Source organism: Flavobacterium sp. (genome assembly GCF_043780635.1).
Classification (GTDB): domain Bacteria; phylum Bacteroidota; class Bacteroidia; order Flavobacteriales; family Flavobacteriaceae; genus Flavobacterium.
In genome coordinates this window covers 1-25,115 of sequence record NZ_JAYWCK010000144.1, presented here as the reverse complement: position 1 = coordinate 25,115, position 25,115 = coordinate 1, and the positions used below count along the sequence as shown (strand labels likewise).

General features: G+C 31.8%; 25 protein-coding genes, 1 tRNA gene and 1 pseudogene. 15 read left to right on the top strand and 12 right to left on the bottom strand.

Annotation, left to right across the window (positions count from 1 at the left end; all coding sequences use genetic code 11):
* Nucleotides 1-280: 280 nt before the first annotated feature.
* Nucleotides 281-1,309 carry a LacI family DNA-binding transcriptional regulator gene (locus tag ACH2BV_RS13085; protein ID WP_395051181.1) on the top strand — a complete coding sequence of 343 codons (1,029 nt, stop codon included), beginning with the start codon at nucleotides 281-283 and terminating at the stop codon, nucleotides 1,307-1,309.
* Nucleotides 1,310-1,403: 94 nt separating this feature from the next.
* Here the strand turns inward: ACH2BV_RS13085 and tsf are convergent, their stop codons facing one another.
* The 4 genes from tsf to rplM all read right to left on the bottom strand — a co-directional run bounded on the left by tsf (nucleotide 1,404) and on the right by rplM (nucleotide 4,271).
* Nucleotides 1,404-2,228 carry a translation elongation factor Ts gene (tsf, locus tag ACH2BV_RS13080; RefSeq protein WP_395051180.1) on the bottom strand — a complete coding sequence of 275 codons (825 nt, stop codon included), beginning with the start codon at nucleotides 2,226-2,228 and terminating at the stop codon, nucleotides 1,404-1,406.
* Nucleotides 2,229-2,334: 106 nt separating this feature from the next.
* Nucleotides 2,335-3,204, bottom strand: coding sequence for a 30S ribosomal protein S2 (gene rpsB, locus ACH2BV_RS13075; RefSeq protein WP_395051178.1), 870 nt, complete (start codon nucleotides 3,202-3,204; stop codon nucleotides 2,335-2,337).
* A gap of 225 nt (nucleotides 3,205-3,429) precedes the next feature.
* Nucleotides 3,430-3,816 (bottom strand): 30S ribosomal protein S9, encoded by a 387-nt coding sequence (gene rpsI / locus ACH2BV_RS13070; protein ID WP_143391595.1) that lies wholly within the window; start codon nucleotides 3,814-3,816, stop codon nucleotides 3,430-3,432.
* On the bottom strand, nucleotides 3,816-4,271 hold the full coding sequence (gene rplM / locus ACH2BV_RS13065; protein WP_143391594.1) for a 50S ribosomal protein L13: 456 nt from the start codon (nucleotides 4,269-4,271) through the stop codon (nucleotides 3,816-3,818). Before rplM ends, rpsI begins: the two co-directional genes overlap by 1 nt.
* A gap of 341 nt (nucleotides 4,272-4,612) precedes the next feature.
* Between rplM and ACH2BV_RS13060 the strand changes: the two genes are divergently transcribed.
* Nucleotides 4,613-5,641 (top strand): LacI family DNA-binding transcriptional regulator, encoded by a 1,029-nt coding sequence (locus ACH2BV_RS13060; RefSeq protein ID WP_395051177.1) that lies wholly within the window; start codon nucleotides 4,613-4,615, stop codon nucleotides 5,639-5,641.
* Here ACH2BV_RS13060 and ACH2BV_RS13055 read toward each other — a convergent pair.
* On the bottom strand, nucleotides 5,634-6,365 hold the full coding sequence (locus ACH2BV_RS13055) for a nicotinamide mononucleotide transporter family protein (protein ID WP_395051176.1): 732 nt from the start codon (nucleotides 6,363-6,365) through the stop codon (nucleotides 5,634-5,636). The two genes, ACH2BV_RS13060 and ACH2BV_RS13055, sit on opposite strands and share 8 nt — an antisense overlap.
* A 73-nt stretch (nucleotides 6,366-6,438) precedes the next feature.
* Complete coding sequence (gene polA / locus ACH2BV_RS13050; protein WP_395051175.1) at nucleotides 6,439-9,297, bottom strand: DNA polymerase I; 2,859 nt, start codon at nucleotides 9,295-9,297, stop codon at nucleotides 6,439-6,441.
* A 242-nt stretch (nucleotides 9,298-9,539) separates the two neighbouring features.
* Between polA and ACH2BV_RS13045 the strand changes: the two genes are divergently transcribed.
* Together ACH2BV_RS13045 and ACH2BV_RS13040 are read left to right on the top strand one after the other, a co-directional pair.
* Entirely contained in the window at nucleotides 9,540-10,775 is a 1,236-nt protein-coding gene (locus ACH2BV_RS13045) for a metallophosphoesterase (RefSeq protein ID WP_395051173.1), read from the top strand.
* Nucleotides 10,776-10,849: 74 nt separating this feature from the next.
* Nucleotides 10,850-11,146, top strand: coding sequence for a thioredoxin family protein (locus ACH2BV_RS13040; RefSeq protein WP_395051172.1), 297 nt, complete (start codon nucleotides 10,850-10,852; stop codon nucleotides 11,144-11,146).
* On the opposite strand, the gene ACH2BV_RS13035 is transcribed toward ACH2BV_RS13040, so the two are convergent.
* Nucleotides 11,143-11,781, bottom strand: a complete 639-nt coding sequence (locus ACH2BV_RS13035) for a polysaccharide deacetylase family protein (RefSeq protein ID WP_395051170.1) — start codon at nucleotides 11,779-11,781, stop codon at nucleotides 11,143-11,145. The genes ACH2BV_RS13040 and ACH2BV_RS13035 overlap by 4 nt on opposite strands.
* A gap of 86 nt (nucleotides 11,782-11,867) precedes the next feature.
* Nucleotides 11,868-15,140 (bottom strand): DUF2723 domain-containing protein, encoded by a 3,273-nt coding sequence (locus ACH2BV_RS13030; RefSeq protein WP_395051169.1) that lies wholly within the window; start codon nucleotides 15,138-15,140, stop codon nucleotides 11,868-11,870.
* 532 nt (nucleotides 15,141-15,672) lie between these two features.
* Here ACH2BV_RS13030 and ACH2BV_RS13025 point away from each other — a divergent pair.
* From ACH2BV_RS13025 to ACH2BV_RS13010, 4 genes are all read left to right on the top strand, one after another.
* Nucleotides 15,673-16,089, top strand: a complete 417-nt coding sequence (locus ACH2BV_RS13025; protein ID WP_395051168.1) for a c-type cytochrome — start codon at nucleotides 15,673-15,675, stop codon at nucleotides 16,087-16,089.
* Nucleotides 16,090-16,538: 449 nt separating this feature from the next.
* Nucleotides 16,539-16,609 (top strand) — tRNA-Gln (locus ACH2BV_RS13020).
* A 654-nt stretch (nucleotides 16,610-17,263) separates the two neighbouring features.
* A complete protein-coding gene (locus ACH2BV_RS13015) occupies nucleotides 17,264-17,770 on the top strand; it encodes a hypothetical protein (RefSeq protein ID WP_395051167.1) in 507 nt (168 codons plus the stop codon).
* Nucleotides 17,771-17,775: 5 nt separating this feature from the next.
* Complete coding sequence (locus tag ACH2BV_RS13010) at nucleotides 17,776-18,084, top strand: hypothetical protein (protein WP_395051166.1); 309 nt, start codon at nucleotides 17,776-17,778, stop codon at nucleotides 18,082-18,084.
* A gap of 302 nt (nucleotides 18,085-18,386) precedes the next feature.
* Here the strand turns inward: ACH2BV_RS13010 and ACH2BV_RS13005 are convergent, their stop codons facing one another.
* Nucleotides 18,387-19,004 (bottom strand): recombinase family protein, encoded by a 618-nt coding sequence (locus ACH2BV_RS13005; protein WP_395051165.1) that lies wholly within the window; start codon nucleotides 19,002-19,004, stop codon nucleotides 18,387-18,389.
* Nucleotides 19,005-19,230: 226 nt separating this feature from the next.
* Nucleotides 19,231-19,500, bottom strand: a complete 270-nt coding sequence (locus tag ACH2BV_RS13000; RefSeq protein WP_395051164.1) for a helix-turn-helix domain-containing protein — start codon at nucleotides 19,498-19,500, stop codon at nucleotides 19,231-19,233.
* A 123-nt stretch (nucleotides 19,501-19,623) separates the two neighbouring features.
* Between ACH2BV_RS13000 and ACH2BV_RS12995 the strand changes: the two genes are divergently transcribed.
* Genes ACH2BV_RS12995 through ACH2BV_RS12975 form a run of 5 tightly spaced genes read left to right on the top strand, consistent with a single transcriptional unit; the run spans nucleotide 19,624 to nucleotide 21,786 of the window.
* A complete protein-coding gene (locus tag ACH2BV_RS12995; RefSeq protein ID WP_395051163.1) occupies nucleotides 19,624-19,797 on the top strand; it encodes a hypothetical protein in 174 nt (57 codons plus the stop codon).
* An 11-nt stretch (nucleotides 19,798-19,808) separates the two neighbouring features.
* The gene (locus tag ACH2BV_RS12990) at nucleotides 19,809-20,450 is read left to right on the top strand and encodes an SHOCT domain-containing protein (RefSeq protein ID WP_395051162.1); all 642 of its coding nucleotides are present in this window, start codon (nucleotides 19,809-19,811) and stop codon (nucleotides 20,448-20,450) included.
* A complete protein-coding gene (locus ACH2BV_RS12985; protein WP_395051161.1) occupies nucleotides 20,447-20,857 on the top strand; it encodes a DUF2752 domain-containing protein in 411 nt (136 codons plus the stop codon). The genes ACH2BV_RS12990 and ACH2BV_RS12985 overlap by 4 nt, the downstream gene beginning before the upstream one ends.
* The gene (locus ACH2BV_RS12980) at nucleotides 20,850-21,308 is read left to right on the top strand and encodes an SHOCT domain-containing protein (RefSeq protein WP_395051160.1); all 459 of its coding nucleotides are present in this window, start codon (nucleotides 20,850-20,852) and stop codon (nucleotides 21,306-21,308) included. The genes ACH2BV_RS12985 and ACH2BV_RS12980 overlap by 8 nt, the downstream gene beginning before the upstream one ends.
* Entirely contained in the window at nucleotides 21,301-21,786 is a 486-nt protein-coding gene (locus ACH2BV_RS12975; RefSeq protein ID WP_395051158.1) for a hypothetical protein, read from the top strand. Before ACH2BV_RS12980 ends, ACH2BV_RS12975 begins: the two co-directional genes overlap by 8 nt.
* A gap of 15 nt (nucleotides 21,787-21,801) precedes the next feature.
* On the opposite strand, the gene ACH2BV_RS12970 is transcribed toward ACH2BV_RS12975, so the two are convergent.
* On the bottom strand, nucleotides 21,802-23,196 hold the full coding sequence (locus tag ACH2BV_RS12970) for a phage integrase SAM-like domain-containing protein (RefSeq protein WP_395051156.1): 1,395 nt from the start codon (nucleotides 23,194-23,196) through the stop codon (nucleotides 21,802-21,804).
* Between the two features lie 314 nt (nucleotides 23,197-23,510).
* A complete protein-coding gene (locus ACH2BV_RS12965; RefSeq protein WP_395051155.1) occupies nucleotides 23,511-24,335 on the bottom strand; it encodes a universal stress protein in 825 nt (274 codons plus the stop codon).
* 179 nt (nucleotides 24,336-24,514) lie between these two features.
* On the opposite strand from ACH2BV_RS12965, the gene rimP reads away from it, so the two are divergent.
* Entirely contained in the window at nucleotides 24,515-24,979 is a 465-nt protein-coding gene (rimP, locus tag ACH2BV_RS12960) for a ribosome assembly cofactor RimP (RefSeq protein ID WP_395051154.1), read from the top strand.
* Between the two features lie 14 nt (nucleotides 24,980-24,993).
* Nucleotides 24,994-25,115 (top strand): annotated as a pseudogene (locus ACH2BV_RS12955) (transcription termination/antitermination protein NusA); the annotation flags it as partial.

Below are 25,115 nucleotides of genomic sequence, written 5' to 3'. Positions count from 1 at the left end.
AGAAGATATGAATCTAAGATTTTTTGACTCTTTTCATAATATAAGTGATTATGAACTAGATTAATTTATTTGAGGTAGTTAGAGGTTTATTTAAAGAGCTATTTCTGATGGTGTCGGAAAATAAAGATAAATCCCATTTAATTATAATAATTCAAAAAAAACAAGAACATAAAAATTTATTTTGAACATATTTATTCATTAATTTTATAAAAAAAAGATTGATATTAAATATAAATCTATACTTTCGGAAAATATATTTTTCTCTATTATTTAGATTCTAATGAAACCAACCACTCTAAAAGAAATTGCTGCTACTTTAGGGATTTCTATAACGACTGTTTCTAAAGCTTTAAAAAATTATTCAGATGTTAGTCCCAAAACCAAAAAAGCGGTAATGGATTTAGCAGAGCAACTTAATTTTACACCTAATAGTTTTGCAGTAAATCTTAGAACTAAAGAATCTAAAACTATTGGATTGATAATTCCTGAAGTTGTGCATCATTTCTTTTCTAATATTATTCAAGGAGTTATTGAGGAGGCTGATAAAAGTGGATATATGGTAATAATTCTCCAATCAAACGAATCATTAGAACTTGAAAAAAAGCAGGTAAATCTTTTGTTTAACAAGCGTGTTGATGGAATTTTAATGTCTTTATCTAATGAATCTAATTATGACAATCATTTGAAAAATATAATTTCTAATGGAATACCTTTTGTTCAATTTGATAAAATTTCAAAGTTAATACCAAGCTCAAAAGTAATTATCAATGATCAAAAAGCTGCCTCTGAAGCAGTGCAACATTTGATAGATATTGGGTGTAAAAAAATAGCCCATATCAGAGGTCCTGAAAATCCTCAAAATGCAATTGATCGTTTTCTTGGTTATAAAAAAACACTAGAAAAGAACGGAATACCTTTCGATTCTAAATTAGTTTATACTTGCCAAAATGTAACTTTTGATGAAGGGGTAGAATTTGCAAAACAGATTGTAATTGATCATCCTGATGTTGATGGGATTTTCGCCGTCACAGATTTAGTAGCTGTCGGTGTTTTGTCCAATTTAAATGAAAATAATATTGCTGTACCAAGTCAAATTGCGCTTATTGGTTTCAGTAATTGGTTTATGTCTCAAGTAATCAAACCAAAGTTAAGCACCGTTGATCAACCGAGCTATGAAATGGGAGTTGTAGCTTTTAATTTATTACTTGAAGAAATACTTTATCGAAAAGAAGGGAAGGATTTTAAGCCTAGAACAATCGAACTTAATACAAATGTTATAGTAAGAGAATCAAGTTTGAAGAAGAATTAAATAAAGAATATTAATTTTTTTAGTCATTAGTAAAAACAAAAATTCCATTTCAATGCGAACTGAAATGGAATTTTTAATTTAAGTTCAGAATATATTATCCTAAAGCTGCTCTTTTAAAACCTGTAACGATAAGTTCTTTATCTAAAGATTTTACATAAGCTGCAACGCTCATTTTGTTGTCTTTAATATAATCTTGGTTTACCAAAGTATTGTCTTTAAAAAAACGAGCTAGTTTCCCTTTAGCTATATTGTCTAACATAGCTTCTGGTTTTCCTTCTTGACGCAAAAGATCTTTTGCGATTTCGATTTCTTTTGCAATAGTTTCGGCATCAACACCAGCCTCGTTTAAAGCAATTGGTGACATAGCAGCAGCTTGCATTGATACATTTCTTGCTACTTCATCAGCACCTGCAATGTTTGCAGATAAAGCAACCAAAGTGGCTATTTTGTTCCCAGCATGTATGTATGAACCAATGAAAGCTCCTTCTAATCTTTCGAAAGAACGAATTTCAATTTTTTCTCCAATAACTCCAGTTTGCTCAATCAATTTTTCGGCAACAGTGATTCCGCCAAAATCAGTAGCTAAAAAAGCTTCTTTATTGTCAAAATTTAATGCTAAATCAGCTAAGTCCTGCGCTAGTTTTATGAATGATTCATTTTTACCTACGAAATCAGTTTCACAGTTAAGAGAAACAATAACTCCAGCTGTTTTGTCAGCATTAACAACAGCTATAACAGCACCTTCAGTAGATAATCTGTCAGCACGATTTGATGCTACTTTTTGTCCTTTTTTTCGTAAGTTTTCGATAGCTAGATCAAAATCTCCGTCAGATTCTACAAGTGCTTTTTTGCAGTCCATCATTCCTGCACCTGTGATTGTTCTTAATTTATTTACGTCTGCAGCAGTAATTGTTGCCATTTTGTATTATTTTTTAAGGTTATATAAAAAAATTCCAAATCCCAATTTATAAAATCAGCAACTTCGTTAGTTTCTAATTTTTTTGGAATTTGGAATTTATGTTAATTTATTCTTCAGTTGCAGGAGCTTCCGCTTCAGCAGTAGGCTCAGCTACTTCCGCTTCAACAGCAGGAGCAACAACTTCAACATCTGCTACTGGAGCAACTTCTTCAGCAACAGCAGCCGGAGCAGCAACAGCTTCAGTAGTTTCAGTAGTTTCAGCCGGAGCTTCACCTTCTTTATCAGAAGTTCTGTTAGCAAGACCGTCAACAATTGCAGCAGTTACCAAAGTTAAAATCTTATCGATTGATTTAGAAGCATCATCGTTTGATGGGATTACGTATTCAACCTCTCTCGGGTCAGAATTTGTATCCACCATTGCAAAAACTGGAATGTTTAATTTTTGAGCTTCTTTTATTGCGATGTGTTCTGCTTTGATATCTACTACGAACAATGCTGCAGGAAGTCTTGACATATCTGCGATTGAACCTAAGTTTTTCTCTAATTTAGCACGAAGACGATCAACTTGCAAACGCTCTTTTTTAGAAAGAGTCATGAATGTTCCGTCTTTCTTCATTTTATCAATTGTAGCCATTTTTTTAACAGCTTTTCTGATTGTAACGAAGTTAGTCAACATTCCACCAGGCCATCTTTCAGTGATATAAGGCATGTTTGCAGCTTTTGCTTTTTCAGCAACGATATCTTTTGCTTGTTTTTTGGTAGCTACGAATAGTATTTTTCTACCTGATGCTGCAATTTTTTTCAAAGCTTCGTTAGCTTCTTCAATTTTTGCTGCAGTTTTATATAGATTGATAATGTGAATTCCATTACGTTCCATATAAATGTATGGAGCCATATTTGGATCCCATTTTCTAGTCATGTGTCCGAAGTGAACACCTGCTTCTAGTAATTCTTTTACTTCTACTTTGTTTGACATTTTTTGTTTAGTTTACGTTCTGTTGATTAGCAATGTATAGATGGCGGTTTCGTTAGGCTTTATTATTTTAATTTGGACTAACGTTTTCGCAAATTGAAATTTGCTCGGTCCCCGGCTGAATACATTTAGATGCTAAACTAATTCTCGCCTCAGCGAGCAACAACAACATTGTTTTTAAATTTAATTATCAATAAGTCTTGCACGAATTGCACAAGACAGGCAATATTAACGTTTAGAGAATTGGAATCTCTTACGAGCTTTTTTCTGACCGAATTTTTTACGTTCAACCATTCTTGGGTCTCTTGTTAATAAACCTTCTGGTTTTAAGATAGCTCTGTTTCCTTCGCCAACTTCACACATTACTCTTGCCAAAGCCATTCTTACAGCTTCTGCTTGACCAGTTGAACCACCTCCGTAAACGTTCACTTTTACATCATAGTTTGTTACATTTTCTGTCATAGACATAGGTTGTAAAACTTTGTATTGTAAAGTTGCAGTTGGGAAATAAGTTGCGAATGGTTTTTTGTTTACAGTGATAACTCCTGTTCCTTCCGAAACATATACACGTGCAACAGCGGTTTTTCTTCTACCGATTTTGTGAATTACTCCCATTACTTAAGATCGTTTAGGTTAACAGTTCTAGGTTTTTGAGCGCCTTGTTTGTGCTCTGATCCTACAACAACATTTAAATTTCTGAAAAGTTCTGCTCCTAATTTATTTTTAGGTAACATTCCTTTTACTGCTTTTTCTACTAATAATGCAGGGTTTTTTGCCTGTAATACTTTAGCAGTTAAAGTTCTTTGTCCTCCAGGATAACCAGTGTGACGAACGTATGTTTTTTCGTCCATTTTGTTACCTGTAAGGTTGATTTTTTCTGAGTTGATAACAATTACGTTATCACCACAGTCCACGTGTGGGGTATAACTTGGCTTGTACTTACCTCTAAGGATCATAGCGACCTTTGATGCAAGACGACCTAAGTTATGACCGTCAGCGTCTACCACAATCCATTCTTTGGATACGGTTGCTTTGCTTGTCGATACTGTTTTGTAGCTTAATGCGTTCACAATAATTTATTTTAATTAAACATTCCATTCCCAATAAAGGGAGTGCAAAAGTACAATTATTTTTTTGAAATGCAAATTGTCTTAAAAATTTATTTTAAGTTCGTTTTTATGCTGATAATCAAATAAATATTTGAATGTAAATACATTTGTTTTTTATTGAATTGTAGATCAATTTAGAGTTTCTATATTTGCAATGCCTTAATTCAAAAAAAAATTGTAAATTCCACTTTTTAAAAAAAGTTTTATATTGTAAAAAAATTTTTTTCCGAATAAAAAAAATGAAGCTTATCCTCAAACGAATTTGTTTCATTACTATAGTAAAAGATAATAAATATTGACTTATGAAAGCTAAAGCAACTCTAAAACAAATTGCAAAAGAACTAAATGTTTCTGTTTCCACTGTTTCAAAAGCACTTAATGATAGTCCGGAAATTAGTGAACAAACAAAAACCAGAATAAAGGAATACGCAAAACTCAAAAACTACAAACCAAATGTTATTGGTCTGAATCTCAAAAACAGAAAAACAAAAACTATTGGTGTTATTATTCCTAATATTCTGAATTCTTTTTTTGCCAAAGTATTTAGTGGTATAGAAAAAATTGCCGACGAAAAAGGATATAATGTAATTATGTGTATTTCTAACGAATCATTGGAGAAAGAAGCACACACCTTGGAAATGTTAAGTAATGGTACTATAGACGGTTTTATTTTATCCATTTCAGAGGAAGCACAAAAATTACAGGAATACAACCACTTTAAAGACATTATAAATGAAGGTGTTCCAATTGTTATGTTTGACCGTATTGCCGATGAAGTGTCTTGCGACAAAGTAGTGGTAGATGATTTCGACTCGGCTTTAAATTCTACTCAACATTTAATAAATATAGGATGCAAAAACATCGCCTTGTTTTCATCTGTTGATAATCTAAGTGTTGGAAAATTAAGAGCAGAAGGATATTTGCAAGCGCTAAAAAATAATAACATTCCAATAAATCAGAATTTGATTCTTAGAACCGATTCTGAAGATGATTTAAAAGAAAAAATCGAGAAAATTTTTGACAACAACACCATTGACGGAATTTTTGCTTTGGACGAAAATGATTCTGTTGCTGCATTAAAAATTGGACTTAAAAAAGGATATAATATCCCTGAAGAATTATCTATTATTGGTTTCGCCGATGGTATTCTCGCTTCTAGAAGATTGTCTCCAAGCCTTACCACCGTTAGTCAATATGGTGTAGAAATTGGAGAGGCAGCCGCGAAATTATTAATCAACAGATTAGAATCTAAGGAAGAAAATCTGCCTTTTGAAACTGTAGTAATCAAAACTCAATTGAAAGAAAGAGAATCAACTAGAAAGGTCAAATAGTTTCTTTTTTCTTGTCATCTTTCCAAGTTATATAACCTAGAATGGCATTGAAAAAATAGAAAGCATATTTGGCAACATTTGCAATATTCATTAGCATTAAGTTCTGAATGGCTTTTGTTAAATTGTAAAATTGCCACATAAACCAATTATCAGGATACATTCTTGCCGTGTTGAATGTTCCTCCAAAAGTTAGTCCTGCTGGAATAGTAATTGCAAAAAACAACTTCCAATCAATAGGTTTTTCAGATAAATATTTGAAGGCAATATAATTTAAGACAAAGGAAAAGAAAAAACCTAAAATTATATTTCTGTAAAATATAAAGTCGATAGAACGCAGGATTTTACTTTTCGTCCAAGCTTTGAAAACGAGATAATTTCCAATAAATGACACAGGATATGTAAGAATTGCCCCTACATTTCCGAGTAAATAATCAATAGAACCACTTAGGAAAGTATTGCAAGTGGTAATGAAATTCCCAATATTGTTTTTCTTGGTAACCAATCGATTTCCCATCATCGAAAATCCAGTATTCAAAATTGAAAGGTAACCTAAATAAAAAACGTATTTCTGATGCTGAAATGTGAAATTGAAAACCGTTTTTTGGTATTCTAAAACAATTGAAGCTGTGATAACTATAACTAAACCAATTATGTCCAAATAGGTACTATTGGTAATTGATTTAATAGTTTTTATCGATTTTTCAGATAGAGAAGTTAAAATCATTCAAAATCATTTAGGACAATACTCGAATTTATTATTAAATTCATTAATTTAAAACTGATCACTACAACTAAAATTAATGAGCTTCCAACCAATTTTTCCCCAAACCAATTTCTACATCTAGCGGAACATCCATTATAAAAGCATTCTCCATTTCGTGTTTAATCATTGGTTGAATTTTTTCCAATTCCGAGTTGTGAACGTCAAACACAAGCTCATCGTGTACTTGCAACAACATTTTCGATTTCCAGTTTTCTGAAGTTAATTTCTTATGAATGTTAATCATTGCAATTTTGATGATATCAGCGGCAGAACCTTGAATTGGAGCGTTTACGGCATTTCGTTCCGCACCACTTTTGACCATCATATTGGCAGAATTAATGTCTTTCAAATAACGTCTTCTTCCTAAAACCGTTTGTACATAACCATTTTCTCTAGCAAAATCCACTTGATTTGCCATATAGGATTTTAGTTTTGGATAAGTTGAATAATAGGCGTCAATCAACTCAGCACTTTCTTTTCGCGAAAGTGAAGTTTGATTACTTAATCCAAAGGCCGAAACACCATATATGATTCCGAAATTCACGGTTTTGGCATTGCTACGTTGTTCTTTGGTTACTTCTTCCAAAGGAACATTGAATACTTTTGCAGCTGTACTTCGGTGAATGTCTTCGTGGTTTTTGAAGGCTTTGATCATATTTTCTTCGCCAGACAAGGCAGCAATAATTCGCAATTCTATTTGGGAATAATCCGCAGAAACCAAAGTGTAATTTTCATCACGGGCAATAAATGCTTTTCGAATCAATCGTCCTCTTTCGGTACGAATCGGAATGTTTTGCAAATTGGGATTATTGGAACTTAAACGACCAGTTGCAGCAACAGTTTGCATATAATCAGTATGAACACGTCCCGTTTTTTCGTCAACTTGGTTTGGTAATGCATCAATATAAGTACTTTGCAGTTTCACCATTTGTCGCCATTCGAGAATATCTTTTACTATTGGATTGTCTTTTTCTAAATAACTTAATATTTCTTCGCCAGTGGCGTATTGACCCGTTTTGGTTTTCTTTTGTTTCGCTCCGCCAATTTTTAATTTGTCAAATAAAATATCGCCAAGTTGCTTTGGTGAAGCCAAATTGAATTTCTCGCCAGCAGTTTCATAGATTTTTTGCTCCAAAGCTTTGCTTTCGACTGCCATTTCAACCGACATTGATTTCAAGAAAGGAACATCGAGATTAATTCCTTCCAATTCCATTGCTGCCAAAACCGGAATCAATGGAATTTCGATTTCATCAAATAATTTTTTGGTTTCGGCTTTGTCGAGAATCGGACTGAAGTTTTGTTTTAATTGATAGGTAATATCGGCATCTTCTGCGGCGTATTCTTTGATTTCTTCCAATGCAATATCCCGCATCGATTTTTGATTCTTACCTTTTTTGCCAATTAAATCTTCGATGGATTTTGGAGAATACTTTAAATAAGTTTCACTTAAAACATCCATATTATGACGCATATCGGGATTAATCAAATAATGCGCAATCATCGTATCGAATAGTTTTCCTTTGATTTGAACGCCATAATGCGACAAAATTTTCAAATCGTATTTGATGTTTTGACCAATTTTTTCGATTGTTTCACTTTCGAAAAACGGTTTAAATTTATCGACCAAAACTTGTGCTTCGTCTTGATTTTCTGGAAACGGAACGTAAAAAGCTTTTCCTTTTTCGAAAGAAAATGACATTCCAACGAGTTCGGCATTCAAGGCGTCAATTCCTGTTGTTTCGGTGTCAAAACAAACCGAAGATTGATTCATCAAGTTTTGCATCAGCAATTTCACTGCAAAATCTCCTTGAATACTTTGGTAAAAATGTTCGGTATTTTCTAATGTTGCATAATGCGAATTCGATTTTACTTCGCCACTTTCTTCGTCTGAAAAACCAAATAAATCAAATTGATCTTCGTTGGTTTTTTTGGTAAAAACTTTTTTGATTGGTTGTGATGTCTCGCTTGGAGTTCCATTACCATTGGTGTCTATTTCATCGTATTCTTTTCCAGTTCCAAAATATTTGTCAAACTGCGCTTTCATCTGACGAAATTCTAATTCTTGAAATAAAGCATCTGTTTTTTCTACGTCTGGTTTAGAAAGTTCATAATCGGTGGCGTTAAAAGTTACAGGGCAGTCTAAAAGTATTCGAGCTAATTTTTTGGATAAAACACCTAATTCCTTATTGTTTTCTATCTTGTCTTTTAAAGCACCTTTTAGTTTATCTGTGTTTTCTAAAAGGTTTTCCATGGAGCCAAATTCTTTCAAGAGTTTTTTGGCAGTAACTTCTCCAACACCCGGAAAACCAGGAATATTATCGGCAGAATCACCCATCATTCCCAGAAAATCAATCACTTGTTCAGGTCTTTCAATTTCGAATTTCGCCAAAACTTCAGGAATTCCCCAAATTTCAATGTCGTTCCCCATTCGTGCCGGTTTGTACATAAAAATATTTTCGGATACCAATTGGGCAAAATCCTTGTCAGGAGTAACCATAAATACCTTGTAATCCTCTTTTTCGGCTTGTTTGGCTAAAGTTCCTATTAAATCATCGGCTTCAAATCCAGCTACTTCAATAATAGGAATGTGCATTGCCTTCAATAATTCTTGAATGTATGGAACGGCAATTTTTATGGCTTCGGGCGTTGCATCGCGATGAGCTTTGTATTCTTGATACATTTCATATCGATAATCACTTCCGCCTTTGTCGAAAGCTACAGCTAAATGATCTGGTTTTTCACGTTTGATAACATCCATCAAAGCATTCATAAAACCCATAATGGCTGAAGTGTCCATTCCTTTAGAATTGATCCTTGGATTTTTTATAAAAGCAAAATAACCGCGGAAGATTAGTGCGTATGCATCGAGAAGGAAAAGACGTTTTTGTGACATAAGAAATTAATTTTGAAAGCGTAAAAGTAACGAAAGTTTGTAACTTTCCTGAATGTTTTTTACCGTAGTTCCAATTGAAATGACTTCGGTATTTTTTGAAACAGCAGGTCAATATCTAATTTGTTAACCTTATTGTAAAAGTGTCGCTTGAAATATTTTTGGTATGATTTTAGTTAAATTTCAATTAATTAAAATTCGTTTCACTTAATTAATTTGTTATTTTGCACAAAATTTATATTCTAATGATTATACGCATATTAGTATTGTGTCTTGTTCTTGTTATTATCGAATTCTATGCTTTTCAGGCAATTAAAACATTAATAAAGACGAGATTTATTTTAGTTTCTTATCTAGTAGTAAGTGCAACAATTTTGGCATTTATTATTTATTCATTCACGCAATTTGATCGTTCGGTAGGACAAACAAGTCAAACGATGCGTACGATGGGTTTAGTTCTTCTTATATATCTTCCCAAAATTATTTTGACTTTAGTACTGTTTGGAGAAGACATTTTCCGAATTGGTGTTGGCTCTGTAAATTATTTTTCAAATTATAATGACAGTCTTAATTTTCTTGCTTCAAGACGAAAATTTGTCAGCCAGATAGGATTAGGAATAGCAGCAGTTCCGTTTTTGTCCTTAATATATGGAGTAACAATTGGGAAATATAACTATCGGGTAATCAAACAGCGTATATTTTTTCCTGATTTGCCGGATGCTTTTGATGGTTTTACCATTACGCAAATATCCGATGTTCATAGCGGAAGCTTTGATAATCCTGAAAAAATCAATTACGCGATTGACTTGGTTAACGAACAAAACTCTGACATGATTCTCTTTACCGGTGATATTGTAAATACCGATGCCAAAGAAATGCATCCTTGGATTGATACTTTCAAAAGAATCAAAAAACACGAGTATGGTAAATATTCAGTTTTGGGGAATCATGATTATGGAGAGTATGTGACTTGGCCGTCAGAAGCTGCCAAAGAAGATAATTTTCAAGCTATCAAGAATTTATATGGACAAATAGATTTCAAATTAATGCTGAATGAGCATACTTTTATCGAAAAAGGAACTGACAAAATAGCTTTGATTGGAGTCGAGAATTGGGGTACTAATTTCAAGAAAGTAGGGGATATTAATTTAGCTTCTGCCAATTTGACAAAAAATGATTTTAAAATTCTGATGAGTCACGATCCAAGTCATTGGGATATTGAAGTACAAAATCATCCAAAACATTTTCAACTTACGCTTTCAGGTCACACTCACGGATTTCAGTTTGGTATAGAAATTCCAGGAGTGATTAAATGGAGTCCTATTCAATATGTTTATAAACATTGGGCTGGTTTGTATGAAAACGTCGGAAGATATATATATGTAAATAGAGGATTTGGTTTTCATGCTTATTCAGGCAGAGTTGGAATTATGCCGGAAATTACGGTTATCGAACTAAAAAAAGGCAAGAATGTGGCTTAATTCGTTTAAAATGCTACATTTGTAAAATAAATATCTCTTTTCAATAGATTTAGAAAATTAAATTCGTTGTTTTTATGTCAAAATTTGGAGAACTTATAAGCACGCAAGTACCAGTGTTGATTGATTTTTACACAGATTGGAACGAATCATCAGTTTCGATGCATCCAGTAATAAGAGATGTTGCGGCAGCTTTGGGCGATAAGGCAAAAGTAATAAAAATTGATGTTGATAAAAATCAGGAACTGGCTGATGCTTTGCGTATCAAAGGTCTTCCTACTTTGATGATATACAAACAAGGTCAAATGATCTGGAGACAATCTGGAGAATTAGATGCTAATACTATAATTGGCCTGGTTCAAGAGTATCTTTAATCGATTTTTTCGAACAAAAATCCCCTTTCACTTAAAATTTTCAAGGCTTTTGGTAAAGTATATTCCAAATTAGTGAATGCTTTTACACTGTCGTGAAAAACAATTACGCTTCCTGCTGTTACATTATTTGATACATTTTTTAAACATTTTTCTTTAGAAATGGAAGTGTCGTAATCAGCACTTAAAACGTCCCACATAATTATTTTGTATCCTAATTGTCGCAGTTTTTTGGATTGCAATGCTTTTATTTTTCCATATGGCGGACGAAAGAGTTTGCAGTTTGGAGTTTGGAGTTTGCAGATTTCACTCTCACAGAGTTTAGTATTCTTGATATATTCTTCAGTTGAAGTTTTCCAACCATTCATATGATTAAAAGTATGATTTCCTATAGAATGACCTTCAGTAATCACTTTTGAAAAAATCTCAGGGTATTTTTCAATGTTATTTCCAATGCAAAAAAAAGAGGCCTTCGCATTGTATTTTTGTAACTCTTGGAGAACCCATTCAGTGATTTCTGGAGTTGGACCATCGTCAAAAGTCAGATAGATTTTGTTTTCTGTATTAGGGATGTCCCAAACATACTTGCTGAATAGTTTTTTAATAAGAAGGTTTGTCTTTATCCAATAGAACTTCATCTTTAATATTTTTATTAAAAAGAAAAAAATGTAGCGGCATTTTTCAACAGCGCTACATTTATTAAGTTTCATATTTTTAAAATTTATTATTCTCTATCACGTTCAAAACGAGCAAACATTTTAATATAGGTATTAAAAGCCGGTCTGTTTTTGTTGTAAAACTGAATATCACCACTTTCCTTCATTACTTGCAATAAACTTCTATAACGCTCAATATCGGTTATGATATCAATAGCAATATCCATTTGTTCTGCCGAACTTAATGTGCCATAATAATTTAGGTTTTCTTTGTATTTTATTATTAGTTTATCTAGAATCTGACGGGCTTTTGCAGCTTCGCCCACTTGATAATATCCTTTGGCAAAAGGCTCAACCATAGAATAATAACCAAATTTTTCCAAAGGCATTTTTGTAACAGCTAAGTTAATTACGTTTTTAGCTTTGTCCATTTTGCCTTCTGCAATCAACTTATCCATTAATCTTGACAGAACTGAACGATAAGAAATGCTGTTTTTTCTTGTTTCAGGATCGTGATAAATGTTTCCATCACTATTTCCCCAATCCCATTTCATAACAATAGAATACATTTTATCGGCATCAATATCTCCCATATCCATAGGGTTTGAATCTTTTTCGACCTTTGTTTTTATTGGGACTAATTTATAAATCATTCCTTCTAATTGAAGGTAGTTTTTCATCCACAAATAATCTTCATCTTCAAATGCACCTGGGCTAAAATAAATAGGTCTTTTCCAATTGTTGTTAGCTACAATATCAAGCATCATTAACCTGTTTTTATATATTGCATTTCCTTTGATGTCAATGTCTATATATGGCACAATGGAGTCGTTGAATTTTGCAGCAACTACTTTGTTCTGGATAATGCTGTTTTTGTCAATAGGAATTCTGATTTTGTTTGTTGGATAAAAATGAATGGTTTGTCCATTTTGCATTTCAACAGTAGATTTTGGATTTTTAATAAAATTGATAAAATCTTTAATATCCCAACGGCTGTCTACTTTTTGAATATGTGCTACATAATCCAGTTTGTCGCCCACATATTCATCGTGAGTAAATGAAACAGGCAATGGATTTGATTCGTAAGTTTTGGTTTTCATTTGGTCAATATACCAGTCAGTCATAAAAAGACTTGTATTTACAATTTTGACATCTGTCCTTACATGCTCGATTTCTTGGGCATACCAAAGTGGGAATGTATCATTATCACCAATGGTAAATAATATAGCATTTGGATCACAGGAATTTAAATAGGATTTCGCCAAAGCTGTTGCAGTATATTTACCTGAACGATCGTGATCATCCCAGTTTTGGCAAGCCATTAGAACAGGAACTGCAAGTAAACTTGCTGCAATAATTATGGGCCCAGCTATTTTTGGTGCCAAGTGTTTTTGTATACTTTCATACAATGAATATACTCCAAAGCCTATCCAAATGGCAAATACATAAAATGAACCTACCAAAGCATAATCTCTTTCTCTAGGTTCGAAAGGTCTTTCGTTGAGGTAAATTTTCAGCGCAATTCCCAAAAATAGGAAGAGAACTAATAGTACATAAAAGCTTTTTCGATCTCTGTTCGCGTGATACATTATACCAATGAGTCCTAAAATAAGAGGTAAAAAGAAATATACATTTCGTCCCTTGTTATTCAACACATCCGAAGGTAAGTTTTGTTGAGAACCTAAATGCAATTCGTCTATAAATGGAATGCCGCTTAGCCAGTTTCCGTCTTGATAGTCATATCTTCCTTGAACATCGTTCTGGCGTCCTACAAAATTCCACATTAAATACCTGAAATACATATAGCCAAATTGGTATTCAACCATAAAGCTCAAGTTATCAATAGTTGTGGGTTTATCTACAATTAAATAATCGCCATAACTTTTTAAGAATTTTACATAGCCTTCATTGTCAATTTGTTTTTGGGCATAGGCTTTTCTGAATTCGGTCACAGTTTTTTCTGTTTCATTCCTCAATTGTGCAACAGCTTTATTTAAATCTTCTTCGGATAACGTGCTTGGATCAATTCCGTATTTTGGCAAATCCTCTTCATACGCATAGTTAGGATTTATTCTAAACTGTGGTGGATTTGTAAAGTTGATGTAATTCTCAATGTTTTCGCTGCTCCACAATCGAGGCAAAATAGTTTTTTGGGCATCATCACTATTTTGTTCGGCATTTTTGAAATTATTTACGATAACATATTTCCCAGTTTTATAATCCCTTTCGTAGTTAGGAGCTTTGTCTAAATAAGGATTTTTTTCGTCTAAACCGGCAAAAGTTTCTGTGTATTGCGGGCCGTAAAACAATGGATTTGAGCCGTATTGTTCTCTGTTATAATAAGCCAAAACCTCGCGAGCATCCGAAGGTTTGTTCTCGTTAATTACTGTATTTGCATTGGCGCGAATAGGCAGCATCATCCAAGTTGAAAAACCTATTAAGATGAATAAAATACATAAAATTAGTGTATTCAAATGTATATAACCTTTATTGTGGGTGTATTTTAGTCCAAAATAAAAGAACGCAATTAGAAGTAAAACGACAAAAATAGTCCCCGAGTCAAAAGGCAATCCTAAACTGTTGACCATAAAAACTTCGGTTTTACCAAAGAAAGCCATCGTCAAAGGCAACAGTAGTTTGAAAATAAACAACAAAATGGCAACAACGACAACATTGGCGATAATGAAATTTTTAACTGTAACCTCTTTAAAATGTTTGAAAAAATAAAGGAAACCAATTGCAGGTATGGCTAACAATGCCATAAAATGGACACCAAATGTAAGCCCAACTACTAATGAAATAATTAACAACCATTTATTACCTCTTGGCGAATCCATATCTTGTTCCCAGCGTAAACCCAACCAAAAAAGCAAAGCTATAAATAAGGAAGCCATTGCGTATACTTCGGCTTCAACAGCGCTTGCCCAGAAACTATCTGAAAAAGTATAAGCCAAAGCACCCACAAAAGAACTGCCAAGAATTACAATAGAATTATTTTTATTTATTTCAGAATACTGTGAAATTATTTTTTTCAAAATCATCGATGATGACCAAAACATAAATAAAATGGTAAACGCACTCGAAAAAACTGACATCATGTTTACCATCACAGCAATATGTTTGTCATCCATTGCAAACATTGCGAAAAAAGCACCAATCATTTGAAACAATGGCGCTCCTGGAGGGTGTCCGACTTGAAGTTTTGCCGAAGTGGCAATATATTCGCCACAATCCCAAAAACTCATTGTAGGTTCAACCGTGAGTGTATATGTTATTAATGCGATTGCAAATGCGCACCAACCCGTAATCGTATTCCATTTATTGAAATTGAATGTAGCCATATTAATATACTAAGTATTTAGTTTTTTTGAGATACAAAGAAAATGTTTTTTTATGTAACGACACGAGCATTAACAATAATTTCTAAAAAACTGAAGTGGTTTAACAAAAGTTTGTTTTTCAAACTCTTTTGAGTGACACATAACCAATAATTTTTTTAATAAAAAGAGATTAAAAATTAGTTAAAGTGACCTTCTAAACAAAAAAATGACCTCGTTTAAATTGCTTTTAAAGAGGTTGTTTTTGATGCATAATTTAAAATTTTGAATCGGTTTCATAATAATTATTGCTTTTAAATGTTATTTTTTATAAGTTGCTAATTAACAACTTTTTATCCTCTTTTTATTTGCGCATCAAAATAAGTTATTTACCCAAAAATCTTACAATAAATAGATAAAAAAGTGCTTTTTTATGATGCCGCAATCTAAGAAATTGCGTAAATTTGTGTATGATTTTTAAAAATCGTTTGTGTAATTCTCCGTTTTTTTTTAATCAATTTTTGTTAGTAATCAATTTTGTTAAAAAATCAATATCATGAAAAACAATGCTCAAAAACAAATCGTTACAAAATTAGCATTCATTGTAATTGCATTGATGTTTGCGTCAATTGCTTCTGCCCAACATAAGGCACCTTGGAATGTTCCCAAAACGGCTATGAATATGAAAAATCCATTTCCTGCAGATGCCTCTTCGCTTGAAAGAGGAAAAAATTCTTATCAGCGAGATTGTGTTCAATGCCATGGAAAAGAGGGCAAAGGAGATGGTTTGAAGGCAGGGAAAGTTCAAAAAAAAGTAACGGATTTAGGTTCTGATGCAATCCAAAAACAAACAGACGGTGAATTATTTTGGAAAATATCAGAAGGCAGAAGACCTATGCCATTAAAAGACTTAACAAATGATCAGCGATGGGACATAGTTAACTATATGCGTACTTTTACTAAAAAGGATTAATATTTATCTGGTACTATCCGATAAACTGTGTAAATTAAAAAAAATGGGGTTTTAAAAACCTCATTTTTTTTAATTCTAAAATTCACATAGTATTATGAAAAAGAATTATTGTCAAATGACCATTAATTTTTCGAGGCGATTAAGTCAGGATAAGACATGAGTGAGTTTTTCAAACAAATGCTTAAACGTACTGTAAATAAATGCTCAAAAGCAAATTAGACTTCTAACTTGAGAATCCTATATTGATGTAGTTGACATCGGCTATATGTATCTACCTCAAGGATTTATTTACGTTTAAACTGATTAGTAAAACTATAAACGGCGATGCAACTGATAAAAATTTTATACAAACGATTTGAGTAGAGGAAAAGTTTTTTGATAAAAAGGAATAAAAATTTGTAGAAACTAAAATTTATATTAAATTTGCACTCGCTTAACAGCAATGGAATTGGTCTATGGTGTAATGGTAACACAACTGTTTTTGGTGCAGTCTTTCCAGGTTCGAGTCCTGGTAGACCAACTGGTATTTTTTAAAAACCTCGTAAACATTAACGTTTACGGGGTTTTCTTTTTTAGTGCGTAGTAAATCACGTAGTAATTTTATAATCGAGATATTACTGATTCTACTTGACTTCACCTTGCTTCCTTCGTATATTTGTAAGAGGTGGAAATAATCGATTTTTAGGTAGTTATATCGATTCACAATATTTTCATCAGGTCTTAGAGCCATAAAAAAAACTCCGATTCAATACTTCATCCTTTCAATGACAAAGGAAATTCTTACATCTAGGGATGTGATGGCAATGTTATCTATTTGCGAAAACACATTACTAAAGATGGAAGCGAGTGGAAGCATTACCGTTGATTTCAGAATCAGCAATAGAAAACGTTATCAACTAAAAAACGTTTTGGCTTCTCTATCACGTCTTCAAATCAAAAAATAAAGATTTTATCTTTAAACCCAAATGGCAATACATAGCTTATTGTTATGTTTTGCCTTGTTTTTCAATTACTATTTCTAAATCTTTCTGGTTTTGGATAGATTGAAAAAAAATATTTTATGTCCAAACGGACTTTTTCTAAAATCCGTGATATTTAATATAAATAAGTAATCTATTTTTAAAGGACTTAAGTACAGTGCCTAATAGATTAGTAGTATTAACAAGATAACAAAATGATTCAAAATGAGTACAAAAATGTAAAAGAGGTTAGTCAACTTACATCACAATCAACAAGAAATGTAAGAAGAATAATCAAAAGATTAGAGGATGAAGTAGGGAAGGAACTACTTCATCGAGACAGTAATAATATGTGGATGATTCACAACTTGCTTTTGGGTCGTTTTAAACCTCAAAGAATAAGAAATGACAAATACTATGCTTTGAGTGTAGACCCTTGTTATAGCTATTCAGAATTGGAAATAGATGTAGTAATGAAGTTTGTTATAGAACAAATGGCTGATAGAACAACAGAGATTAACTACGTTATTGAGAAGAAAAAGGCTAATAACCAAAACCACATCCATTGTTATGTTAAGTGTAGCAATAAGAAAAAGTTAATGCAGTGTATAAGATTAGGCTTTTCACAGGTGAGTTATTGCCAAACTGGGATTTTTGATTTGGCTGGTTGGAAAAAATATATTACAAAAGACAATAATAAAATAAAAACACTAAAAAATTAAAAAAAATGAATAAACAAAAATTTGACCCAGATAAATTTAGAAGAGATTTTAACATAGAATCTAGTCCGTTACAACCATACAATTATGAAAGATATTTAGCGGTTAATAATAACCTGACGAAGGAAGTGTATGAATTTTTGAGAAGTAACCATTCCGAATGGAAAATATTATGTGGTATTGGGGTACATTACCGATATTGCAACTTGCATCTTGATGAGGTTTGGAACGTTAAAGGTAGTGACCATTATAAGGAAAGTGATATTTATAAGTATAGATATCGTCCCGAAATTTATTTGTCATTAGACACATGGTAATAACATAGAAGATAGACAATAAATGATTTTAACCTCTCCCCCCATCCCCTTATTGTTACCGCCCTTCCCCCCGCCCTTTTGTGGGGATGAAAAGAGTCGTATGAAGATGTGTTTTTAAAATTTTTTAGAAATTTTACTGAAAAGTATTGTTCCTTTTTGTTCCTTTTTTGCAACAAAAAGTTGTGTCGTTGCTCTAAGGGTATTTTTAAAAAAGTGTGTTTTTTATAGCAAAATAGCCATTAACAATGATGGTGTCCGTGAAGTGTTTCAGAAAATTGGGTTGCAGATTTTGCAACCCTTTTTTATGCTACTAATTTTTTTATTTTTTGAACTGTTCCGCTACTTTTGCCTGTTAATTTCATTGTGTTGCGAACCGATTGCCCTTGCTTGATAAACTTTACGATGTCAGCGTGTTCCGCTATTAATTTCTTTGGGTCTTTCTCAGAACCTACCTTGCGACCAAGTACACCACCATCACGAATATATTTGTCACGTCCAGAATTTAAGCGTTCCTTAATCATTGATAGCTCCAAAGATGCAAATGTAGAAGCGATGCTTAGCATGGTTTGAACCATCCCATTAATTTCACCCGATGGCAACAAGGTATGAAGTTTGAAGTTATCGATAATAATATTGATTTTGTTTTCGTTGCATTTTTCCAAAAACAATGCGAAAGAAGAAATTTTACGGGAAATACGAGAAATTTCGATAGCGATTATATGCTTTACTCCATTTTTGATAGCATAATCCAAAATCTCAGCGTTTACCTCATCATTTTTCGTTCCGCTTTTGTAGTAAGTAAACTCCTTGACGATGTTGTACTGATTTCCATAATTTGTAGTTAGTTCCTGTGATTGACGGGTTACGTCCTGACGGTTTTCATTTGTTGAACAACGAGAGATAATGATAGCTTTTTCCATGTAACAAATATACCAGGTTTTTCTTACGTTTCAAAATAAATCAAAGACTATTATAGATACGATAATCTGTATCATTTTTAATGTTTTATAGATTTATTTTGATACAGTTGAGGTTTTGATACGTTAACAAAGATAGCGTGGCAAATAAATACGTTTCTTGTAACAAAAATTTTTTAGAAACGGTTGTACATTTTAAAGCGTGACCTATTTCTGAACGATAGGTAGTTTATAATTCATTAAAACCGATGAAAAATTCTTCTAAAGATACATTCATTGCTTTTAGAATTTTAATTAGCGTATTTAATTGAATATTTGCTCCAGCTTCATATTTTCCATATTGTGGTCTGCTAATGTTGTGGTCGTAAGCAAAATATTCGTAGTTAGTGTATCCAGCCTTTTTTCTGAAAAACTTTAATCTTTCGCCTATTTTTTTGAGGTAAATAGATTCTTCATTATCATTGTTTTGCAAAACGTCTTTTTGTTTTTTATCGGTCATAAGTAGCCTCTATTTATAAGGCAAATCAATAAAATGTCTTTAAATTATGTAACATTATATAACACACCTCTTTATATAGAGTATTTTTTATATATTTGTTTTGAATTTTAAAAATATACAATTATGGAAAATGACTATTTTACAAAAGAACAGTTTGGGTCAATGACAAGGGTTCAAAAGGCGGATTTGATTGAAAAGTGTGTTCTAAACATTATTAAAAATAATCCAATAACAATTGACGGTATTATTTATACTGAACTTTCTGCCTTCACATATTGGCTTGTTGATAATGTTTAGCAAAATTAAAAATGGCAAATAAAATTGATAAATTAAATGAATTAGGAGAATTATATAAATCTGGAGCAATAACAAATGATGAATTTGAAAGTTTAAAAACAGAAATATTAAATGGCTCAAACATTAGTAACGATGAACAATCAGTAACTAAATCATTGGCAATTGAAGAAAAGATAGGCAAAGAAAAAATATCTTTAAAATCATTTATCGATAATGATAACAGTAAAATTAATCCCCCGAATGTAGAATATCTAAATTTAAAAGACATTCCGAATAACGAATTAAAGTTATTAAAACCATTTGTTAGAAGTAAACAGATTTATGCTCCTTCTGAAATGACCGAAGACGAAATAAAGATTTGCAATAAGATTTTTTCGGTTCAAGAAATAGCTGAAATGAATTCAGAAAGGTCTGGGTTTAATTATGCTTTAATGTCTATATCAAGTGCTTTAAGTGCTGGATTTTCATTATTTCTTACTAATATATCTCCTTGTTTACTTATTTTTAGCTCTACTCTTTTGGTGTCGTCAATTTGTTTTTCAATTTTCATTTTAAGTAGAGTAGATGCAACAAAACTTGACAAAACTGTTTCTTATTTAGCTTTAGCACTAGATGTCATTTCAATTATTTTAATCTTCACTTGGAAACCATGAGATTAAGCACTAGAAATCTCGACATTATTGAAACTTATATATTGGCAAATAAAATTCTTTTATTTTTCCTGTTTCTAGCGGTGCTATATCCATTATTCGCTGTGATTTTTCAATTCGGATTTTCGTGCCAATACAAGATTTTGTTTGGAACAGAATGTCGTTCATGCGGTTTAACAAGAGGGTTGTCATCATGCATGAAATTCGATTTTTCACAAGCTAATAAATTTAATAGTCAATCAACTTTCATTTTCGTTTGTATGATTTGCCAAATCATTTTTCGGTTTTTATTGACAAGGATTTCTAAGATTAAATTATTATTAAAACAAATACGCATTAAGCCAATACTCTTATTTGATATTTCAACTATGATATTACTATTAACTATCGACCTAAAATACTATGGATAAACTTGATAATTTAAAAAAACTAAAAGCACTTTTCGATGATGGAATAATTTCAGAAAAGGAATATTCTGAAATGAAAAATGAAATTCTATCGAAATCGAGTACTGAAACCCAGTCTCCGCAGAATTCATTTGATGAACCAAAAAATATGGTTCAAACTAAAAAAGGGAAATTTACATTAGGTTTTAAAGGAAGTTGGTCATTATTTGATGCTAAAACTAAAATCTTTATAAACAATGAATTACTCTTTACCGAATCCACTAAAAATGGCTTTGAAGTTAGCTTCCCAATACAAAACTCTGAAATAAAGGTGAAATTGCTAGTTGGTGGAATTAACTCTACTGTTTATAATATTGAAGAAATAGAGTTGCATAAAAATTACAAATTGACTTTGAATTTTGATAAAACATCGGGAAAATATAGTAATCAATTTAATATCGTAGAAAATGGTTAAAATAACGTCTAATGATTCATCTTCTCCTAAAACGAATAAAATAGCCATAATAGTTGGCATTTTAGTACTTGGGGCTTTTGTCTTCTTAAAAATGAATAATCTTTTAAACAAAAATAGTACTTCTGATATTAGTGAAAGCTCCTCTAGTATAGAAAGTATCTTATCAAAAGATTATAATCTTCGAACATTTGAAGAATGGAAACAAATAGCAGATTATAGGGCTCAAGAATATTATGAATGCATGAAGGATTCAAACCTTTCGAATACATATAAAAATGAATCTTGCAGTATTAGCTATAATAATAATTGGGTTGACTTTAGGGATAGTCTTGAAGAAAAAGCAAATTTAAGCTATGAACAACAACAAGCCTTGGAAGATTATTGGCACAAAACAAGAGGTGCAGTTACAGAAAAAGTTATAGCTTTAATGGAAGAAAATGACAAGAAAAAGAGACCAGAATATTACAAAAATAATTGAAATGCAGTATTTCTCTTAATATTTAAAAAGCGGTGATTTTTTTGATTTCAACGCATTTATTAAATTTACTGCTTTGCCAACCATTGCAGTTTTGTCATAAACTTGCACGATTGAAGTAAACTTGTGTTTTGGGTGCGTTATGGGTTCAATATCTTCATCGTGTATTCCTAATTCTTTTAAGTTTGATATGAATGTGCTACGGCAATCATGCGGAGTAAAAATGTCGCATAGCTTTTCATTTTCAATAACTACGTTGTCAATTGTGTAGTAGTGTTTTTTTACTTCAAACTTATCTTCAAATTTTAAATGAGTAAGAAGCTTTTTGACATATTTTCGGATATTAGTTTGTGAAGGAAATTTGGGGAATTTATTGTCGGTTTGTTTTAGATATTCTTTTATGGGAGCTAATAACGGTATTGTTGTTATTAATTCATCTTTATTCTCCTGAGATTTTCTTATTCGTGTTGTTATACAATCGTATTTTTTTGAATTATGAATTAATTGTTCAGGTTTAACTTCGTGTAAGAAAACCATATCCCCAATTCTTAATCCTGTAAAAGATGATAGTAAAAGATAGTTTCTTGCATGTGTGAATTCTTTTGAATGGTGCGTGTCGGTATTAATAATAGTTGTTAATTGAGCCGTTGTTAAAAAAACCTCGTTTTTGATTTCACGCCTTTTGATATAGTATTCTTTTTTGTTATAGTTAAAGCCGATTGTAATTTCGTCTTCATTAGCACAATTTAGTAATGCTCTAAAGTGTTTGTTTTCTTTTGCAATAGTATTGTGTGCATAATATTTTCCTGTTGTTTTTTTGTTAGCTTCATTCATTTCTTTAAAAAAATCCATATAGATTTCTCCAGTTAGTTTGCCAAAGCTTAGCTTTGTTCCTTTGGAGTTTTCATAGCTTTCAATGTGATTTTTTAAATTTGTGTATTGTTTACCCGTTCCTTCTGACCATCTTTTTTGTGAGGTTATTTCTGAGTTGGTTCTTGTATTAACACTTTTGGTTATGTATTCGGTTATGCTAACATCTTCATTGTTTTTTGGAATCCTATTGAGCTTTTCTAATACTAATTGTTTTAACTCTTCGTTAGTTGGGTCTTTGTCAAATGTGTTTCTGAAAAATGAAAGTTGGTCGTAAGACACCTTTTCGATTTTATCTAAAATATTGTTTAGGTCTTTGCCGTATTTTTTAACATAAGTTTGATTTGCTCTGTATGTAGGTTTGCCAATCCAATATTCCTTATTAATATTCCATTCAGTTGATATTCTAAAAGGTTCATATCTTGGAGTGTTTGAATTTGAGGTAATTTTTTTTGTACCATATGATAGATTAAAGAGGATTAATTGTTTTCCAGATTTAGCTTTTCGAGCTTCTAAATTGAAATAATGAGAAGGTTGTTTCATAGTAATAATTTTATCACGTAGTAAATCACGTAGTAAAACTATGCTATTTAATGATGTTTTCCAAAACTTTTTGAGGTGTTATTTTTTTATAGTGTTTTAAAATCCTTTATTTTATAGGTGTTACGAGACTTTTTGAAGTCTGATGAGGTGTTAGGGGGATAGTCCTTGTAGACCAACAAAAAACCCCTCAATATTTGAGAGGTTTTTTTTATGCAAATTGTATATGAAAACTTTTTTATTGTTTTTTAAAGGAATTTTGGGCAAAAACGCAAATAGTTTTGCCTTGATTTAATAAGGTTTTCTTCGTGCATAAATCACATTTTGAAAGTTATCACAGGTTTTGCAGCATGATTTACTAAGTTTTCTCCGATGCTTCCATTAAAAAAATGAGCTAGTCCAGTTCTGCCATGAGTGCACATTCCTATTAAATCTGCATCTACACTATTGGCAAAATTAACAATTCCCTTTTCGATATTGGTATCGTTATATATATGGGTAGAGTAGTTTTCGATGTCAAAATTAGCAATGAAATCACTCATAATCCTTTCGGCAGTTGCGGTTGGTTTAAAACTATTGGGTGTGCAAATCATTACTAAAAATAAATTTGAATTAAAAATTTTTGCAAATTCGATTATTTTTCGGAATGGTTTTCGAGTTTCTTTTGAGAAATCTGAAGCAAAAACAAAGTTCCTTGCTTTAAATTCTTCTGCCTTTTTTTTAATAACTAAAACAGGAATGTTAGATATGCGAACAACTTTTTCGGTATTGGAACCAACAAGTAATTCTTTAAATCCAGATGTTCCATGAGAACCCATTACTATTAAATTGGCATCATTTTTTATACTTGCGTCTATAATGCCTTCAGATGCATTTTTAAACTCAATTGCTTCAGTGATATTTATTCCTTTTAAATAGTCCGCATCCATTAATTCTTCGAGCTTGGCAATAGCTTTGTTTTTAAAAAACATAATTTCTGGAATGCTACTGCCGCTTCCAATTAAGGCATTTGCTTGATGAGGCAGTTCTAGTAAATGTAATAAAATGAGTTCGCTATTGTTTTTTCGGGCAATTTGTGCCGCTACTTTTAGAGCTTCAACTGAATATTCAGAGAAGTCAACTGGTACTAAAATCCGTTTCATAATTAAAAAAAATTTAAATTATTTGAAAAACTGGACGTAATATTTGGGAGATTAAATTTACAAAATTTATTAACATAAAACAATCATTTTTGATTTATAAAAAAAACACTATATTTGCACAGTTATTTATTAAAAAACTAGATAATGAGGCACGCATAGCGTGCCTCTTTTTATAAAATATGACATTTAAAGAAAAGGTAAACGGTTTATTAATTGAGGGATTATTAGAGAAACCTTCTGTTTTTCTGGTAGATTTGACAATTACCGACAGTTTTAAAATTATCGTGAGTTTAGACGGCGATAATGGTGTGGTTTTGCAGGATTGCATTGATATTAGTCGTGTAATCGAGAATAATTTAGACAGAGAAGAGCAGGATTTTTCTTTAGAAGTAGCCTCGGTAGGAGTTGGATCGCCATTAAAATTCGTGAGACAATACAAAAAAAACGTTGGCAGGACATTAATAGTCAAATTAGCTACTGAAACTATTGAAGCAGAATTAGTTGAAGCTAATGATAATTTTATAATTTTGTCGTGGAAAGCTAGAGAGCCAAAAAAAATTGGAAAAGGAAAAGAAACGGTTCAAAAAAGACAGGAAATACCTTATACAGAAATAAAAGAAGCAATTGTTACAGTAACATTTTAATTAATTAGTTTGGCATGGAAAATTTAGCATTAATCGATTCATTTTCAGAGTTTAAAGACGATAAACTTATTGATCGTGTAACGCTTATGGCGATATTAGAAGATGTATTTAGAAATGCATTGAAGAAAAAATTTGG

Bases quoted from the DNA above. Each gene is read 5' to 3' on its own strand.
- ACH2BV_RS13085 (WP_395051181.1), top strand. From the start codon at position 281: ATGAAACCAACCACTCTAAAAGAAATTGCTGCTACTTTAGGGATTTCT.
- tsf (WP_395051180.1), bottom strand. From the start codon at position 2,228: ATGGCAACAATTACTGCTGCAGACGTAAATAAATTAAGAACAATCACA.
- rpsB (WP_395051178.1), bottom strand. From the start codon at position 3,204: ATGTCAAACAAAGTAGAAGTAAAAGAATTACTAGAAGCAGGTGTTCAC.
- rpsI (WP_143391595.1), bottom strand. From the start codon at position 3,816: ATGGGAGTAATTCACAAAATCGGTAGAAGAAAAACCGCTGTTGCACGT.
- ACH2BV_RS13060 (WP_395051177.1), top strand. From the start codon at position 4,613: ATGAAAGCTAAAGCAACTCTAAAACAAATTGCAAAAGAACTAAATGTT.
- ACH2BV_RS13055 (WP_395051176.1), bottom strand. From the start codon at position 6,365: ATGATTTTAACTTCTCTATCTGAAAAATCGATAAAAACTATTAAATCA.
- polA (WP_395051175.1), bottom strand. From the start codon at position 9,297: ATGTCACAAAAACGTCTTTTCCTTCTCGATGCATACGCACTAATCTTC.
- ACH2BV_RS13045 (WP_395051173.1), top strand. From the start codon at position 9,540: ATGATTATACGCATATTAGTATTGTGTCTTGTTCTTGTTATTATCGAA.
- ACH2BV_RS13040 (WP_395051172.1), top strand. From the start codon at position 10,850: ATGTCAAAATTTGGAGAACTTATAAGCACGCAAGTACCAGTGTTGATT.
- ACH2BV_RS13035 (WP_395051170.1), bottom strand. From the start codon at position 11,781: ATGAAGTTCTATTGGATAAAGACAAACCTTCTTATTAAAAAACTATTC.
- ACH2BV_RS13030 (WP_395051169.1), bottom strand. From the start codon at position 15,140: ATGGCTACATTCAATTTCAATAAATGGAATACGATTACGGGTTGGTGC.
- ACH2BV_RS13025 (WP_395051168.1), top strand. From the start codon at position 15,673: ATGAAAAACAATGCTCAAAAACAAATCGTTACAAAATTAGCATTCATT.
- ACH2BV_RS13015 (WP_395051167.1), top strand. From the start codon at position 17,264: ATGATTCAAAATGAGTACAAAAATGTAAAAGAGGTTAGTCAACTTACA.
- ACH2BV_RS13010 (WP_395051166.1), top strand. From the start codon at position 17,776: ATGAATAAACAAAAATTTGACCCAGATAAATTTAGAAGAGATTTTAAC.
- ACH2BV_RS13005 (WP_395051165.1), bottom strand. From the start codon at position 19,004: ATGGAAAAAGCTATCATTATCTCTCGTTGTTCAACAAATGAAAACCGT.
- ACH2BV_RS13000 (WP_395051164.1), bottom strand. From the start codon at position 19,500: ATGACCGATAAAAAACAAAAAGACGTTTTGCAAAACAATGATAATGAA.
- ACH2BV_RS12995 (WP_395051163.1), top strand. From the start codon at position 19,624: ATGGAAAATGACTATTTTACAAAAGAACAGTTTGGGTCAATGACAAGG.
- ACH2BV_RS12990 (WP_395051162.1), top strand. From the start codon at position 19,809: ATGGCAAATAAAATTGATAAATTAAATGAATTAGGAGAATTATATAAA.
- ACH2BV_RS12985 (WP_395051161.1), top strand. From the start codon at position 20,447: ATGAGATTAAGCACTAGAAATCTCGACATTATTGAAACTTATATATTG.
- ACH2BV_RS12980 (WP_395051160.1), top strand. From the start codon at position 20,850: ATGGATAAACTTGATAATTTAAAAAAACTAAAAGCACTTTTCGATGAT.
- ACH2BV_RS12975 (WP_395051158.1), top strand. From the start codon at position 21,301: ATGGTTAAAATAACGTCTAATGATTCATCTTCTCCTAAAACGAATAAA.
- ACH2BV_RS12970 (WP_395051156.1), bottom strand. From the start codon at position 23,196: ATGAAACAACCTTCTCATTATTTCAATTTAGAAGCTCGAAAAGCTAAA.
- ACH2BV_RS12965 (WP_395051155.1), bottom strand. From the start codon at position 24,335: ATGAAACGGATTTTAGTACCAGTTGACTTCTCTGAATATTCAGTTGAA.
- rimP (WP_395051154.1), top strand. From the start codon at position 24,515: ATGACATTTAAAGAAAAGGTAAACGGTTTATTAATTGAGGGATTATTA.